Source organism: Rhizobium sp. R339 (assembly GCF_002211395.1).
Taxonomy (GTDB): domain Bacteria; phylum Pseudomonadota; class Alphaproteobacteria; order Rhizobiales; family Rhizobiaceae; genus Rhizobium.
Window position 1 is genome coordinate 204,677 of sequence record NZ_LOKV01000028.1, and the last position, 13,989, is coordinate 218,665.

Annotated in this window: 12 protein-coding genes; 4 read left to right on the forward strand and 8 right to left on the reverse strand. The window is 63.6% G+C overall.

Features of this window, described 5'->3' with window-relative positions; genetic code table 11:
- Nucleotides 1-14: 14 nt before the first annotated feature.
- On the reverse strand, nt 15-1,382 hold the full coding sequence (locus tag ATY76_RS31455) for an EAL domain-containing protein (protein WP_088678538.1): 1,368 nt from the start codon (nt 1,380-1,382) through the stop codon (nt 15-17).
- A gap of 124 nt (nt 1,383-1,506) precedes the next feature.
- Nucleotides 1,507-3,228, reverse strand: coding sequence for a response regulator (locus tag ATY76_RS31460; RefSeq protein WP_088678539.1), 1,722 nt, complete (start codon nt 3,226-3,228; stop codon nt 1,507-1,509).
- Between the two features lie 183 nt (nt 3,229-3,411).
- Between ATY76_RS31460 and mutL the strand changes: the two genes are divergently transcribed.
- Together mutL and ATY76_RS31470 are read left to right on the forward strand one after the other, a co-directional pair.
- The gene (gene mutL / locus ATY76_RS31465) at nt 3,412-5,214 is read left to right on the forward strand and encodes a DNA mismatch repair endonuclease MutL (RefSeq protein WP_088678540.1); all 1,803 of its coding nucleotides are present in this window, start codon (nt 3,412-3,414) and stop codon (nt 5,212-5,214) included.
- 171 nt (nt 5,215-5,385) lie between these two features.
- Entirely contained in the window at nt 5,386-5,619 is a 234-nt protein-coding gene (locus ATY76_RS31470) for a DUF2093 domain-containing protein (protein ID WP_088678541.1), read from the forward strand.
- Nucleotides 5,620-5,655: 36 nt separating this feature from the next.
- Here the strand turns inward: ATY76_RS31470 and lpxK are convergent, their stop codons facing one another.
- The 6 genes from lpxK to ATY76_RS31500 form a co-directional block, all read right to left on the reverse strand.
- Complete coding sequence (gene lpxK, locus ATY76_RS31475; protein ID WP_088678542.1) at nt 5,656-6,717, reverse strand: tetraacyldisaccharide 4'-kinase; 1,062 nt, start codon at nt 6,715-6,717, stop codon at nt 5,656-5,658.
- 92 nt (nt 6,718-6,809) lie between these two features.
- A complete protein-coding gene (locus ATY76_RS31480; protein WP_088678543.1) occupies nt 6,810-7,532 on the reverse strand; it encodes an HAD family hydrolase in 723 nt (240 codons plus the stop codon).
- 9 nt (nt 7,533-7,541) lie between these two features.
- Nucleotides 7,542-8,861, reverse strand: coding sequence for a lipid IV(A) 3-deoxy-D-manno-octulosonic acid transferase (gene waaA / locus ATY76_RS31485; RefSeq protein ID WP_088678544.1), 1,320 nt, complete (start codon nt 8,859-8,861; stop codon nt 7,542-7,544).
- A gap of 170 nt (nt 8,862-9,031) precedes the next feature.
- A complete protein-coding gene (locus ATY76_RS31490) occupies nt 9,032-9,280 on the reverse strand; it encodes a DUF4170 domain-containing protein (protein WP_088678545.1) in 249 nt (82 codons plus the stop codon).
- Between the two features lie 62 nt (nt 9,281-9,342).
- Nucleotides 9,343-10,152: a 3'(2'),5'-bisphosphate nucleotidase CysQ gene (locus ATY76_RS31495; protein ID WP_088678613.1), complete on the reverse strand. Its 810-nt coding sequence runs from the start codon at nt 10,150-10,152 to the stop codon at nt 9,343-9,345.
- A 6-nt stretch (nt 10,153-10,158) separates the two neighbouring features.
- The gene (locus tag ATY76_RS31500) at nt 10,159-11,505 is read right to left on the reverse strand and encodes a TldD/PmbA family protein (protein ID WP_088678546.1); all 1,347 of its coding nucleotides are present in this window, start codon (nt 11,503-11,505) and stop codon (nt 10,159-10,161) included.
- 118 nt (nt 11,506-11,623) lie between these two features.
- Between ATY76_RS31500 and ATY76_RS31505 the strand changes: the two genes are divergently transcribed.
- Together ATY76_RS31505 and ATY76_RS31510 are read left to right on the forward strand one after the other, a co-directional pair.
- Nucleotides 11,624-13,438 carry a monovalent cation:proton antiporter-2 (CPA2) family protein gene (locus tag ATY76_RS31505; RefSeq protein ID WP_088678547.1) on the forward strand — a complete coding sequence of 605 codons (1,815 nt, stop codon included), beginning with the start codon at nt 11,624-11,626 and terminating at the stop codon, nt 13,436-13,438.
- An 87-nt stretch (nt 13,439-13,525) separates the two neighbouring features.
- Nucleotides 13,526-13,930, forward strand: coding sequence for a hypothetical protein (locus ATY76_RS31510; protein WP_088678614.1), 405 nt, complete (start codon nt 13,526-13,528; stop codon nt 13,928-13,930).
- Nucleotides 13,931-13,989: the final 59 nt, after the last annotated feature.

Below are 13,989 nucleotides of genomic sequence, written 5' to 3' on the forward strand. Positions count from 1 at the left end.
ATTTGAAAAAGTGCTTATGCGCTGACACGCTCCACGATCGCCGCGTCGTAATAGTTCTCGTGCAGGAAACGCAATGTGGCGATACCGTCCGCCGGACGGCCGAAATGATAGCCCTGTCCCATGCCGCAGCCGAGCGTGCGCAGTTTCACCGCTTCCGTATAATCCTCGATGCCTTCCGCCACGACTTCCAGGTCGAGGCCCTCGCACATGGTGAGGATCGCCTTGATGATGTGTTCGGAGGCGCGGTCGGAATTGATGCGCGAGACGAAGGCACGGTCGATCTTGATCTTGTCGAAGATGAAGTCGCGCAAGCGCCCGAGGCTCGACTGGCCGGTGCCGAAATCGTCGAGCGAGATGCGGACGCCCGCGGCCCGCAAATCGGCGATGATACGGTGAGCGGTGTCGGCCGAGCTCATTACCGCGGTTTCGGTGATCTCCAGCTCCAGGCGATGCGGATCAAAGCCGACGCGGCCGAGGATCGACAGGATGCTGCTGCTGGTGCCCGGATCCATCAGCTGCGCCGAGGAAAGGTTGAACGACAAGAAGAGTTCGCGCGGCCAGGAAAGCGCTGCTTCTGCGGCCTTACGCAGCAGCGCTTCCGAGAGCGCATCGATGAAGCCGCGCTCTTCGGCGAGCGGCACGAAGACGCCGGGCGAAACGAAGCCGAGATCGGGATCGTTCCAGCGGGCCAGCGCCTCGAAGCCGAGAACCTGGTTGTTGGACAGCGAGACGATCGGCTGGAAATGCACGTCGATCGCGTCTGATATGATGGCGTTTCTGAGCGCCTGCTCCAGCTGCGTCGCGCGCTTCATCTCCTGTGCGATCTCGCGCGAATAGACGGTGATCTGGCCGCGGCCGCGCCGCTTGGAGCGGTAGAGCGCGGTTTCAGCGCTCTTCAGCAGCTCCTCGCAATCCTCGCCGGCGAAGGGATAGATGGCGAAGCCGAAGGAGGCGGAGAGGCGGACGTTGCGGTCGCCGAGGTCATAGGGAGCCGACAGCACTTCGCGGATCATCTGGCCGAATTTTTCGGCACTCGCCCGCTCGAAAATCAACGGCAGGACGAAAGCGAACTCGTCGCCATCATGGCGTGTCACCAATGCACCATCGGGAATGCAGGCCTTGAGGCGATGGGCGACCTGGCAAAGAATCTCGTCACCGGCCGCAGAGCCGAAAAGATCGTTGATCGGTTTGAAGCTGTCGAGATTGGCGATGCCGATGGTAAATGGGGCTGGGTCGCTGGCGCGCTCGGCGGAAATCTGCAGGACTTTCTCCCGCATGCGGTTGCGGTTTCCCAATCCGGTCAGCGGATCGGTATAGGCCATCGCCTGAAGCTCATTCTGACTCACGGTCAAGAAAGAAGCTGTTTCCGCCGACTTCATCATCCAAACCCGAGCTTTTCCTCCGGAGCCGTGCAGAGAATGACCGGCATATCTTAACAATTCGATAGTAAATCGGCGGCCGTTGCGGCACGGACCGCCCAAAATCTAGGGGGTTGACCGGCATTCGCTAGTTTCGCGCCCGGGCAGCCTCCCCTATCAGGTATTTTTGAAATACCATTTCGATCATGTCGGGACTGACAGGTTTCATGATGACATCATCCATGCCTGATTTGACGCATTCGGCGCGGTCGCGCTCGAAGGCCTGGGTCAACACGCCGATAATCGGCGTGCGGAAGGCGTCACCGGTTTCTTCCATCTGGCGGATGAGGCGCGCGGCCTCAAAGCCGTTGAAGCCTGGAAGGGAAATATCCATCAGCACGATCTGCGGCCTGTGTTCTGCCCAGAGGCGCACGGCCTCATCGCCGGTCGCCGCGATGATGTGGCGATAACCGAGGCCCTCGAGGATCTGCGAGAAGACGATCTGGTTGATGTCGTTGTCCTCGGCGACGAGAACCTGCAGCCCCGTGACTTCGTCGGAAATGCTGATTTCCCAATCCGCATCCGCCCCGATGGCGCCGCGGCTGTTGCGGTTGAAATGCCGGGCGATCTGGAAGGTCAGTTCGTTGGCGATCTGGAATCCGTCCATGACGAGGGTCGGAATGCCATATTGTTCGGCGAGTTCGAGGCAGCGCATGCCCATCTGGTTGTCGATGATCAGAAGGTCGAGTGAAATACCGGAGGAGGTGGCGATTTCCAGGAACCGCTCCTCCTCGTCCTCGCCGCGCACCGAGCAGGATTCGAAGCCGTATTTCGACAGCGTGCGCAAAGCGGCGGTTTCGGCGGCAAGATCGGCGGTGACGACGAGAATTTTGCGGCCGGAGAAATTCTCCGGAACGATCGCCTCCATCGCCGCCGGCTCCCGCCGTTCGACACCGCTCGGCAACGGCACATAGGCCCGGCGGTAGCTCTGGCTGCTCGATGTGGTGATCGCCGACGCCCGATCGAACTCGTCGAGATCGGCGCCGTCACGCGGCAGGTCCTGGGTGGTGGACACCAGGAAATAGCGGCCGGGTTTGCCGATGCGATGCTTGCGGCTGACGATGTCGCGCTCGATGCCGTCCCGAGAGATCTGGCGCTGGCGGGAAACGGACATTTCGCCGGTTTCCAGCACGTGACGATCGCTTTCCTCGAACCGCGTGGCAATCTCCGGAGAAAAAAGATCGCCGCTCTTGCGGCCGAGCACCTCGTCGGCGCTCGTCTGGTATTTCTCGCAGAAGGCGAGGTTTACGGCGACGTAGGTGAGGTTGCGGTCCTTGACGAAAAGCGGGAACGGCAGATTGTCGAGAATGTCCTCGGTCAGTTGCACTCGCTCCAGATCGGAGCGCCATTGCTGCTCGCGCTTCTTGTCCTCCGAAATGTCGGAGATCACGGTGACGCCGTAGCCGTTCGGCAGCCTGCGTTTGACGAAACGGACCCAGCTGTCGGTGCCATGGCGCTCGACCGCGTCGAAGCGCTCGCGCCAATGCGAGGCGATTTTCTGCGACAGCCAGTCCTCGCGGCTCAGCGAGCCGCCCTGCCTGACATCATATTGCTGGCGGATGCCGGTGTCGTAGACCGCGCCCAAGAAATCGCGCAGCCGCGTGCCGGGCTTCAGCATCTCGGGCGGCAGCGGGAAGAAGTCGAGAGTCTGGCGGCTGACGAAGATCAGATGATCGTTCTTGTCGTAAATGATGAAAGCGGCCGAAAGGCTGTCGCACACCGCGTCGAAAAGCGCCGTCTGGAGATCGGCCCCGGCGAGCGTCCCGTCGGTTTGCGATGATGTGTCCGCCTTTTCGAAGCCGGCACTCATTCCATTTCGTCCCACATCTGTTCGATTTCGCGGCTTCCGGAGGTGTGTGATTAGAAATGCCATTTTTCTGTTAAAACCGGCTTAACACTACCGATCCCCCAATTTGGGGGAGCCGCGCATCACAGTTGCGCGAAGCGATCCGAAGCCCCTTCCCTCCAGCCCGCGAATCCCCGAAAATAGCGCATGGCCATCAGACAGCTCTCCGAAACGCTTATCAACCAGATCGCCGCCGGCGAAGTCATCGAGCGGCCGGCGAGCGCGGCCAAGGAACTGATCGAAAACGCGCTCGATGCCGGCGCGACGCGCATCGAGATCGCCACCGCTGGCGGCGGCAAGGCGCTTCTGCGCGTCAGCGACAACGGCTCCGGCATGGACGCGGCCGATCTGGAGCTGGCGGTCAGGCGCCACTGCACCTCGAAAATTTCCGAGACGCTCGAGGATATCCGCACGCTCGGCTTTCGCGGCGAAGCGCTGCCCTCGATCGGATCAGTCGCAAGGCTCAGCATCGCCAGCCGCAGGCGCGACAGCGCAGGCGGCAACGAGATCGCCGTGACCGGCGGCAAGATCATGCATATCAGGCCGGCCGCGGCCAATCCCGGCACGATCGTCGAAGTGCGCGACCTGTTCTTCGCCACACCGGCGCGGCTCAAATTCCTGAAGACGGAAAAAGCCGAGGCCGGCGCCATCACCGAAATCGTCAAGCGCATGGCCATCGCCTTTCCGGCCGTGCGCTTCGTGCTGTCGGGTTCGGACCGCGCGACGCTGGAATTTCCGGCGACCGGCGACGATCATCTGGCGCGCATGGCGCAGGTGCTCGGCAAGGAATTCCGCGACAACGCCATCGCGCTCGACGCCGTGCGCGAGGAGGTTTCGCTGACCGGCTTTGCCGGCGTGCCGACCTTCAATCGCGGCAACTCCGCTCACCAATATGCCTTCGTCAACGGCCGGCCGGTGCAGGACAAGCTGATCCTGTCGGCGATCCGTGGCGCTTATGCCGAAACGATCCCTTCAGGACGCTTTCCGGTGGCGGTGCTGTCGATCACGCTCGATCCGGCACTCGTCGACGTCAACGTGCATCCGGCAAAGTCCGACGTGCGCTTCCGCGATCCGGGTCTCGTGCGCGGCCTGATCGTCGGCGCCATCCGCGAAGCTCTGGCCCGCGACGGCAGCCGGGCGGCGACAACAGGAGCGAGCGACATGCTGCGCGCCTTCCGCCCCGGCTTCCAGCCGAGCGCAGAACGGCCGCGGGGCGGATGGTCGGCCGAGACTTCGCCTTTCCGGCCCTATCAGCCGGCAACCGGTTTTGCCGAACGGCCGCAGGCCTCTTTTGACGGGCTTTCGATGCCGACGGCGCGAGCCGAGCCGCAGCCTGCCGCCGCGCCGGTAGCCGCCGAAACAATCACGCGATACCCGCTCGGCGCCGCACGGGCGCAGATCCATGCAAATTACATCGTCGCCCAGACCGAGGACGGCCTCGTCATCGTCGACCAGCATGCCGCCCATGAGCGGCTGGTCTTCGAGGCGATGCGCAAGGCGCTGCATTCGAAGCGGCTCGCCTCGCAGGTGCTGCTCATTCCGGAGATCATCGACATTCCGGAAGAGGATTGCGACCGGCTGATGCAGCATGCCGGCGAACTTGCCGAGCTCGGCCTTGCGATCGAGCGCTTCGGCCCCGGGGCGATCGCCGTGCGCGAAACGCCGGCCATGCTCGGCGAGGTCGATGCACATGGCCTCATCCGTCAGCTTGCCGACGAGATCGCCGAATGGGACACGGCCTCCGGCCTTTCGGCGAAGCTCGAATATGTCGCGGCGACCATGGCCTGCCATGGATCGGTGCGCTCCGGGCGGCGGCTGCGGCCGGAGGAAATGAACGCGCTGCTGAGAGAAATGGAAGTGACGCCCGGCTCCGGCCAGTGCAATCACGGCCGGCCGACCTATATCGAATTGAAGCTCAGCGATATCGAGCGGCTTTTCGGCCGAAGCTGAAAAAGCTGGAAAAGCGGCCCTGCCGGGAGTATGGCAGACTAAAGCATGCCGCGATCTTTCAGATTCGCTTGCCACGCTTTAGGTCTTTGGTTTTCCGCATGTCGTGATCGCAAAACCGCGGCACACTTTTGCGCGACATGCTTTAATGACAGGCTGCAGGGAACGGAGCACATGAATTTGTTCGAAGGGCACGGGAACCGCGAGGCGAAGATCCGCTATCTCGATGGCGATTTCCAGATTCTCTCACCCGGCTCCTACGTCGTCTGCGCGATGAGCGGGAAGCATATTCCGCTCGACGAGCTGCGCTACTGGAGCGTCGCCCGGCAGGAGCCCTATGCAGACGTCGGGACGTCGCTCGAAGCCGACAAACGCGCCGGCGTGCTGCCGAACCAGCGGCGTTCGTGAATTTTACTTTACCCAGGGCGGCTGCCGCCCGCTAAATTAAGCGCTCGGGCGGGAATTGTTCCCCGCCTTCATTTCCCGCAGGCGCCGTTCGCGGCAGGCGACGATCGCGCGGTCGATAATCAGTCCCGCTGCGAGATGATCCTCGAACACCATATCAACCTCGATCACCCGGCATTTTTGCGCCAGCTGTTCGGCCTTGCCCTGATGACCGGCGAGGCGGACGAAATCCTTAGAAGTGGTGACGATCAGCAGACCCTGCTGCTCGGCGGTCGCCAGGAGGTCGTCGATCTCGTCCTCGGTCAGGTGCTCGTGATCACCGAAGCTTTTGGCGACCGCGATTTCGGCGCCGCGCGACTCGACCGTGCGGAAGAATTTGGCGGGATCGGCGATGCCGGCAAAGGCGAGAACCTTGGTACCGGCCAGCGTATTGTCGCCGCGCACCTTCAGCGAGGCGGTGAAATAGGGCTTGGCCGCCCGCGCCGCCATGCGCACGATCCGGTCGGCGGCATTGCCGCTGCCGACCTTCAGCAGGGCCGTCGCATGGCGCAATTGCTGGCGGATCGGCGCGCGCACCGGCCCGCCCGGCACGATATGGCCATTGCCGAGGCCGCGCGTCGCATCGATGACAAGCAGGGCATAGTCGATCGCCAGCCGGGCGCTCTGGAAGCCGTCATCCATGATGATGAGATCGGCGCCCTCCGCCACCAGCCGCCGAGCCCCGTCGACGCGCCTGCGGGAAATCACCGTCAGGGCCTCCCGGGCAAGCAGCAACGGCTCGTCGCCGACGGCGAGCGCCCGGTGGTGGTCGGCATCGACCACCGTCGTCACATCGATCGAGCCGCCATAACCCCTGCTGAGAAAACCCGGCTTCAGCCCCTTGGCCTTGGCGGCGCGAGCGATTGCCAGCGCAGTCGGCGTCTTGCCGGCGCCGCCGACGGTGAAATTGCCGACGCAGATAACGGGAATGGGAACGGAGGCACGGCGCGCATGGGCCATGCGGTGGCCGGCGATACGGCCATAGAGAAAAGAAAGCGGCGAGAGCAGCCAGGCCCGCCAGTCGGCTTTCCTCCACCAGAACGGCGGCGCTTCTGAAATCATTTTGCCGTTCCGCTCCCTGCCCGGCCGGAGAATTTCCGTTTTCCCGGCCGGATTGAGAGGTCAAAACCGATGAAAATGCAAGCCCTTACCGATCAGGCCGGCTGCAGGTCCGGCAGCAGCGTCTCGATGCCGGTGATATCGTCGAGCACATGATCGGCGGCGGCGGCAAGCGAGGAGCGTGAACCCGTGCCCGTCAGCACCGCTATCTTAAGCCCCGTCCCGGCATTGAGGCCCATATGCAGATCATGATTGTTGTCGCCGACCATGGCGACTTCGGCCGGCGAAAGACCGGTCGCGGCGCAGAAGCCGAGGACCATGCCGGGCTCCGGCTTGACGCCGAAGCCGCTGTCGTAACCGGCGATGTAATCGACATATTCGGAAATGCCGAAACGCTGGGCCGTCTGGCGGATCGAACGCTCATTGTCGCTGGAGGCAATACCGAGCTTGAAGCCGCGCTGTTTCAGGCGGGAAAAGAAAGCCGCGAGATCGGTGACCGGCACGGAGAATTCGGCGGCGTTGGCAAAGAGATTGTCGAGCTTGATCGTCAGCTCGATGACGTCGACCTTGGAGCCGGCGGCGACGAGGCCTTCGGCAATCTGGCGGGTATTGCCGGCGGCGAGCAGGCTGTCGGGAACGATATGGCCGGTGACCGGATCCATGCCGCATGCGGCGAGAAGATGGTCCGCCAGGGCGGCGTCGTCTTCGGCAGCGATGCGCGCAAGCTCCCGGTTCACCGGCAGCCAGCTCTCGTCATAATCGAGCAGCGTGCCGTCCTTGTCGAAGAGAATGCCTTTGATATGCGCCGCAGCCGACATCGTGCCTCCTCAGACCTGCGCCATGGCCTTCGGCAGCAGTCGCGCCTTGACGGTGAGCGGATTGATATAGGGTTCTAGCCCCCTCACCGTCGCCGACAGTGCCCCACGCATGTCGTGCACGGCGGTGATGCCGGCCTCGATCATGCTGCGGCGGGCCTCATCATTGGTCAGCAGGTAATGCACGCCCTTGGCCAGCATCTCGGTATCGCGCACCATGCGGGCGCTGCCGCTGCGCGCGAGCTTCTGATAGGACTCGCGGAAATTCTGCACATTGCCGCCGGAGAGGATGGCGCAGCCGAGCATGGCCGGCTCCAGCGGGTTCTGGCCGCCTTCCGCAAAAAGCGAGCGGCCGACGAAGGCGACCTCCGTCAGTCTCAAATAAAGGCCCATTTCGCCGATCGTATCGCCGAGGAAGACATCGACATCGGCCGACAGGACATCGTCGCGGGTGCGGCGGGCAACTTTCAGTCCTTGCTTGACGAGAGCCGCCTCGATCTCGTCGCTGCGCTCGGGATGGCGCGGCACGATGATCGTCAACTGGCGATCACGCTCCTTCAGGGCGCGATGAACGATGCCGGCGGCATTCTCCTCGCCGTCGAAGGTCGAGATCGCCGCCCAGGTCTTGCGCTCGCCGATCTGCTTCTTGTAGCGGGCGAAGACAGCGCTGTCATAAGGCGGGGCGTCGGTATCGACCTTGAGGTTGCCCGAGGTGATGACGGGGACGGCGCCGAGATCGCGGAAACGTTCGGCATCGACGTCCGATTGGGCGATGACGAGGGCGAGGTTCTCAAACAGGGCCTCGGCGATTGCCGGACGGCGGCGCCAGCGGGCAAAGGAGCGGTCCGACATGCGGGCATTGACCAGGATCTGCGGAATGCGGCGGCGGCCGAGTTCCAGCACCGTCGCCGGCCAGATCTCGGATTCGGCGATAATGGCGCAATCGGGCTGCCAGTAATCGAGGAAGCGGCTGACGGAGGGTTTCAGGTCGAGCGGCACATATTGGTGGATCGCCTCATTGCCAATGCGCTCGGCGGCGAGCCTGGCGGAGGTGATGGTGCCGGTCGTCAGGATGACATGGATGTCGCGGCGGCGGATTTCACGGATCAGCGGGATGACGGCGTTGGTTTCGCCGACGCTTGCGGCGTGAAACCAGACGAGCGGGCCTTGCGGCCGGTTGGCGCTCGGATAGCCGAAGCGCTCGAGGCGGCGGGCGCGGTCTTCCTTGCCCTTGGCCGTGCGGTAGGTGAGATAGAGGCCGACGACAGGAGAGGCCACGGTTCCCGCCAGACGATATGCGCTCAGACCGAACCGCGCCATCCGGGAGCTCATTGCGCCTGCCTCCGATCAAAAGCGATCGCCATCAAACCCCATTCCCTAATTATCGTTGCGGCCGGAATGGCCGATCATTTTGTTCAGAATGCGTCAAACGAGCCGCCTGCCGGGCGGCCGATGCACGAATCCCGCTCAAGGAGCGTTTGGCCGTCGGCATGGACCAAAGGTCAGTTGCCTTTGGCCTTTTCCTGCGGATCGAGCAAACGATGCATGTGGACGATGAAGTAGCGCATATGCGCATTGTCGACCGTCTGCTGCGCCTTCGACTTCCAGGCCGTCAGCGCCGTGGCATAATCGGGGAAAATGCCGACGATATCGAGACCGCTCAGATCACGAAACTGCACATCATCGAGGTTTTCCAGCTCGCCGCCAAAAACGAGGTGCAAAAGCTGCTTCTTGTCACCGGAGTCAGTCATTTTCTTGTTCTCTTTCTGCTAGTCTCCTCCGCCAATCCATCTGCGGGATTTTGACGGAAACGTCAACTGTCTCGTCGTCCCGGAAAGGCCGTGAGGAACTCATCGATGCGAGGCGCGGGTGCGGCGCAGAGGACCCTGTGGGTCACGTCGGCGCGGTTGTAGCGGATCGGCCTGCCGGCGAGATCGACGAGAGCGCCGCCGGCGCGGGCGAGGATCAGATCGGCGGCGGCAAGGTCCCAATCGTGCGAATTGCCCTTGACGAAGGTGCCTTCGAGACGGCCGTCAGCCACCATGGCGATGCGATAGGCGAGCGAGGGAACGTGCTTGTGGCGCGTGACCCGGTCGCGAAACTCCGGCGCAAAGGTTTTCAGCAAATCCTCGCCGATCGCAATGCGGCTCGTCTCCTCCGGTCCGGCGTCCGAGACGCTGAAGGGCGACCCGTTTTTCAGCGCCACCCCGCCTTCGGCGGCTTCATAAAGCTCCTCCAGCGCCGGCGCATAGAGCACGCCGGCAACCGGCCGGCCGTGATGGACGACCGCGACGCTGACGCACCAGACCTTCTGCCCGCCGAGGAAAGCGCGCGTGCCGTCGATCGGATCGACGATGAACAGCGTCTCACGCGAGAGGCGGGCGGCATCGTCCTCGGTTTCCTCAGACAGCCAGCCATACTCCGGACGGGCCTTACGCAGGATCGTTTCGAGCGTCTTGTTGGCGGCGAAATCGGCGGCGCTGACGGGGGAGCGGTCCTCGTTCTTCCACCAGACCTCGGGAGACTGGTTGAAGAAGCTGAAAGCGACCGCGCCCGCCTCTCTCGCGGCATCGGCGATCAGTGCGAGATCGCTCTGCCAGCGGCTCTTATCGCTCTCGCTCATCATGCTCTAGCGCCCAGCCAGCGTCATGCCTTCGATGGCAAAGGTGGGAGCGGCGACGCCGAACTTGCGGTCGATGTCGTTTGCCAGCGTCAGGCGCATGAACATGTCCTTGAGGTTCGAGGCGATCGTCACCTCGGACACCGGGAAGGTGAGCTCGCCGTTCTCGATCCAGAAGCCGGTGGCGCCGCGGCTGTATTCGCCGGTGATCATGTTGACGCCGTGGCCGATCAGTTCGGTAACGTAAAAACCGTTGCCGACGCTGCGGATCAGCTCATCCGGCGAGACGTCGCCGGGTTCCAGGGCAAGGTTGGTCGAGGAAGGGGTGACGGCGCTGCCGCCGCGCACGCCGCGGCCGTTGGTTTCAAGACCGAGTTCGCGGCCGGTCGAGGTCGAAAGGAACCAGTGCTTCAGCACGCCGTCCTCAATCATCACCAGCCGCTCGCCGGAGACGCCCTCGCCGTCGAAGGGCCGCGAGGACGGGCCGCGCACGATCAGCGGATCGTCGGTGATCGACAGGCCCGCCTTCAGCACCTGCTGGCCCATCTTGTCACGCAGGAAGCTGGTCTTGCGGGCAACCGCGGCGCCGTTGATCGCGCCGGCGATATGGCCGACGAAGCCGCGCGCGACACGTGGATCGAAGACGACGGTGACACCCTTGCCGGTCGGCACCTGGCGCGGATTGATGCGTTTGACCACCCGCTCGCCGGCACGGCGGCCGATTTCGGAGGGATCGTCGAGATCGGCGTAATAGAGGCGGCTGTCGAAATCATAGTCGCGCTCCATGCCGGTGCCTTCGCCGGCGATGACGCTGACGGAATGGCCGAAACGGGAGGCCATGTAGCTGCCCGCAAAACCGTGCGAGGTCGCAAGAACGAGGCCGCCCATGCCGGCCGATGCGCCGGCGCCGGAGGAATTGGTGACACCATCGACCGCAAGCGCCGCCGCCTCGGCGCTAAGAGCGGCCTCGCGCAGCATCTCGGAGGAGACCTCCGTCGTGTCGAGCAATTGCAGGTCGGGATAGGATTTCGAGAGGTTCGCCTCATCCGCCAGGCAAGCGAAGGGATCCTCCGGGGAAACCTTCGCCATGGCGACGGCGCGTTCGGCAAGCGCCTGGAGATCGAAGCCCGGATTGGCCGAAACGCTGGCGACGCGCTTGCCGATGAAGACGCGCAGCGAAAAATCGTCGCTTTCGGAGGATTCCGTGCCCTCGACCTTGCCGAGGCGAACGCTGACCGATTGCGAGCGCGATCGGACGACGACGGCGTCGGCAGCATCGGCCCCAGCCTTCCTTGCCAGATCGATCAACTGAGTTGCGCGGGAAAGAAGTGTCGAGGAATCGATTTCAGAGGACATGATTTGGCCTTTCCTTCGGCTTCCATTTATTGTGCACTCTCCCAGGCATCAAGGCCGCCGCCGCCGATTCTTTGTCGGGGCTGCCCGCATGCTCCCCGCCATGGAAAGAAATTGCAGCATGTCCGCGCCCAACGAGTTTTTTTCCGAAACGATCCTGCTGCTCGGAGGCGCAGTGGTCGCAGCCCCGATCTTCAAGAAGCTCGGGCTTGGGACGGTGCTCGGCTACCTCGCGGCAGGCATCGTCATCGGCCCGGTCTTCCACGGCATCACGGACGGCGAACAGATCCTCGCCGTGGCCGAGCTCGGAGTCGTCTTCCTGCTCTTCATCATCGGGCTGGAGCTGAAGCCCAGCCGCCTCTGGCAGATGCGGCGCGATATCTTCGGCCTCGGCACCGCCCAGGTGGTGCTGACGGGACTGGCGCTGACGGCGCTCGCCCGGCTTTCCGATGTCGTCGACTGGCGCGGCAGCATCGTTGCCGGATTCGGCCTGGCGCTGTCTTCGACGGCTTTCGCCATGCAGATCCTCGAGGGTGACGGCGACGTCAACACGAAATACGGGCAACGCTCCTTCTCGATGCTCCTGTTTCAGGACCTGGCGATCGTGCCGCTCCTGGCGCTGATCACCATTCTCGACGGCGGCGACAAGGGCAGCAACGCGCCGCTCCTGGATTTCGCGGTGGCGATCGGCGCGGTCGCGGCGATGATCGTCATGGGCCGCTATCTGCTGACGCCGCTCTTCCAGGTCATCGCCCGGACCGGCGCGCGCGAGGCGATGATCGCAGCCGCGCTCTTCGTCGTCATGGGATCGGCGAGCCTGATGCAGCTTGCCGGGCTTTCGATGGCCATGGGCGCCTTCCTTTCCGGCGTCATGCTGGCCGAATCCTCCTACCGGCACGAGCTGGAGGCCGATATCGAGCCGTTCCGCGGCGTGCTGCTCGCCATCTTCTTCATCGCCGTCGGCCTGTCGCTGGAACTCGAGGTTCTCGTCGACAACGCCGTCTTCATCCTCGTCGCCGTGCCGATCGTCATGGCGGTCAAGGCGATCATCATCTACGGGCTCTGCCGCATTTCCGGCTCTTCCCACAACGATGCGATCCGCATCGCGTTCCTTCTGCCGCAGGGCGGCGAATTCGGTTTCGTGCTGTTCACCACGGCCGGTGTGACCGGGCTGATGTCGACGAGCACGGCTTCTCTGCTGGTGGCGATCGTCACGCTGTCCATGGCGCTGACGCCGATCGGAACCGCGCTTTCCAAGCGGCTGCTGAGCGCCGATGAAGAGGAAGAACTGGACGAGGATTTCGAAGGCGCAGGTGCCGACGTGCTGATGGTCGGCTTTTCCCGTTTCGGCCAGATCGCCGCCCAGATCCTGCTTGCCGGCGGGCGCAGCGTCACGGTCATCGATTTTTCGGCCGACCGCATCCGCCAGGCCTCCTCCTTCGGTTTCCGCATCTATTTCGGCGACGGCACGCGCAAGGACGTGCTGCGCTCGGCCGGCATCGACCGGGCGAAGATCGTGCTGGTCTGCACGCAGAAGAAGGAGATCACCGACAAAGTGGTCGAACTGGTGCAGGCGGACTATCCGCACACGCGGCTTTACGTGCGCTCCTACGATCGCATCCACTCGATCGAGCTGCGCAACAAGGGCGTCGATTACGAGCTGCGCGAAACCCTGGAATCCGGCCTGCTCTTCGGGCGGCGAACACTGGAGGCGCTGGGCGTTGCCGAGGTCGACGCCTATGAAATCGGCGAGGATATCCGCAAGCGCGACGAGGCGCGTCTGGTGCTGCAGGTATCCGAAGGCCTGCAGGCCGGGCGCGACATGCTGTTTTCCCACCCCGTCCATCCCGAACCGCTGGTCAAGCCGAAACGGGCTGCCGATCCCTTCGAGGACGATCCGCTGGCCGGAACGGTGGATGTGACGGCGGATGCCTGATCGCCCTGCGGTTTGCAAAATTGACGCATTGAACAAGCGCTGAGCAGCGTCTATCAACCGGCGATCGGAATGATCCGTGAGGGAATGTTGAGCAGGCGGGCAGGACAAATCGAACAATGGGCACTGCGCATCCTCTGCGCCGTCGCGCTCATCTTCGTCGGCTTCGCCCATCAGGCTCCCACTGCAGCCGCCGATCCCGGTCCGGCTGAATTCTCGCAATATGTGCTTCCCGATGGAACGCTGCCGACGCTATGCGTGACCGTCAGCGACACGTCCGACCAGGGCCAGCACGACAAAGCCCATTCGCGTGGTTGCGAGGCCTGCCGGATCAGCGCTTCGACCCTGCTGCCGGCGCCGGCTGATGTCGCCGGTCTTCCGATACCTTTTGCCGTCGCGGCCGAACTGCCGATCCCCGACGAGCCCTTCCAGCGCCAGCTTTTCCCGCCCAATACCGGCCCTCGCGCGCCTCCTTTCCATCCGACCCCTGCCTGAACCTCGTGTTGCGGCGGGCGCCGTAACGCGCCTTTCAACGCCGGCCGACCTGCATGCGT

Bases quoted from the DNA above. Each gene is read 5' to 3' on its own strand.
- ATY76_RS31455 (WP_088678538.1), bottom strand. From the start codon at position 1,382: ATGATGAAGTCGGCGGAAACAGCTTCTTTCTTGACCGTGAGTCAGAAT.
- ATY76_RS31460 (WP_088678539.1), bottom strand. From the start codon at position 3,228: ATGAGTGCCGGCTTCGAAAAGGCGGACACATCATCGCAAACCGACGGG.
- mutL (WP_088678540.1), top strand. From the start codon at position 3,412: ATGGCCATCAGACAGCTCTCCGAAACGCTTATCAACCAGATCGCCGCC.
- ATY76_RS31470 (WP_088678541.1), top strand. From the start codon at position 5,386: ATGAATTTGTTCGAAGGGCACGGGAACCGCGAGGCGAAGATCCGCTAT.
- lpxK (WP_088678542.1), bottom strand. From the start codon at position 6,717: ATGATTTCAGAAGCGCCGCCGTTCTGGTGGAGGAAAGCCGACTGGCGG.
- ATY76_RS31480 (WP_088678543.1), bottom strand. From the start codon at position 7,532: ATGTCGGCTGCGGCGCATATCAAAGGCATTCTCTTCGACAAGGACGGC.
- waaA (WP_088678544.1), bottom strand. From the start codon at position 8,861: ATGAGCTCCCGGATGGCGCGGTTCGGTCTGAGCGCATATCGTCTGGCG.
- ATY76_RS31490 (WP_088678545.1), bottom strand. From the start codon at position 9,280: ATGACTGACTCCGGTGACAAGAAGCAGCTTTTGCACCTCGTTTTTGGC.
- ATY76_RS31495 (WP_088678613.1), bottom strand. From the start codon at position 10,152: ATGAGCGAGAGCGATAAGAGCCGCTGGCAGAGCGATCTCGCACTGATC.
- ATY76_RS31500 (WP_088678546.1), bottom strand. From the start codon at position 11,505: ATGTCCTCTGAAATCGATTCCTCGACACTTCTTTCCCGCGCAACTCAG.
- ATY76_RS31505 (WP_088678547.1), top strand. From the start codon at position 11,624: ATGTCCGCGCCCAACGAGTTTTTTTCCGAAACGATCCTGCTGCTCGGA.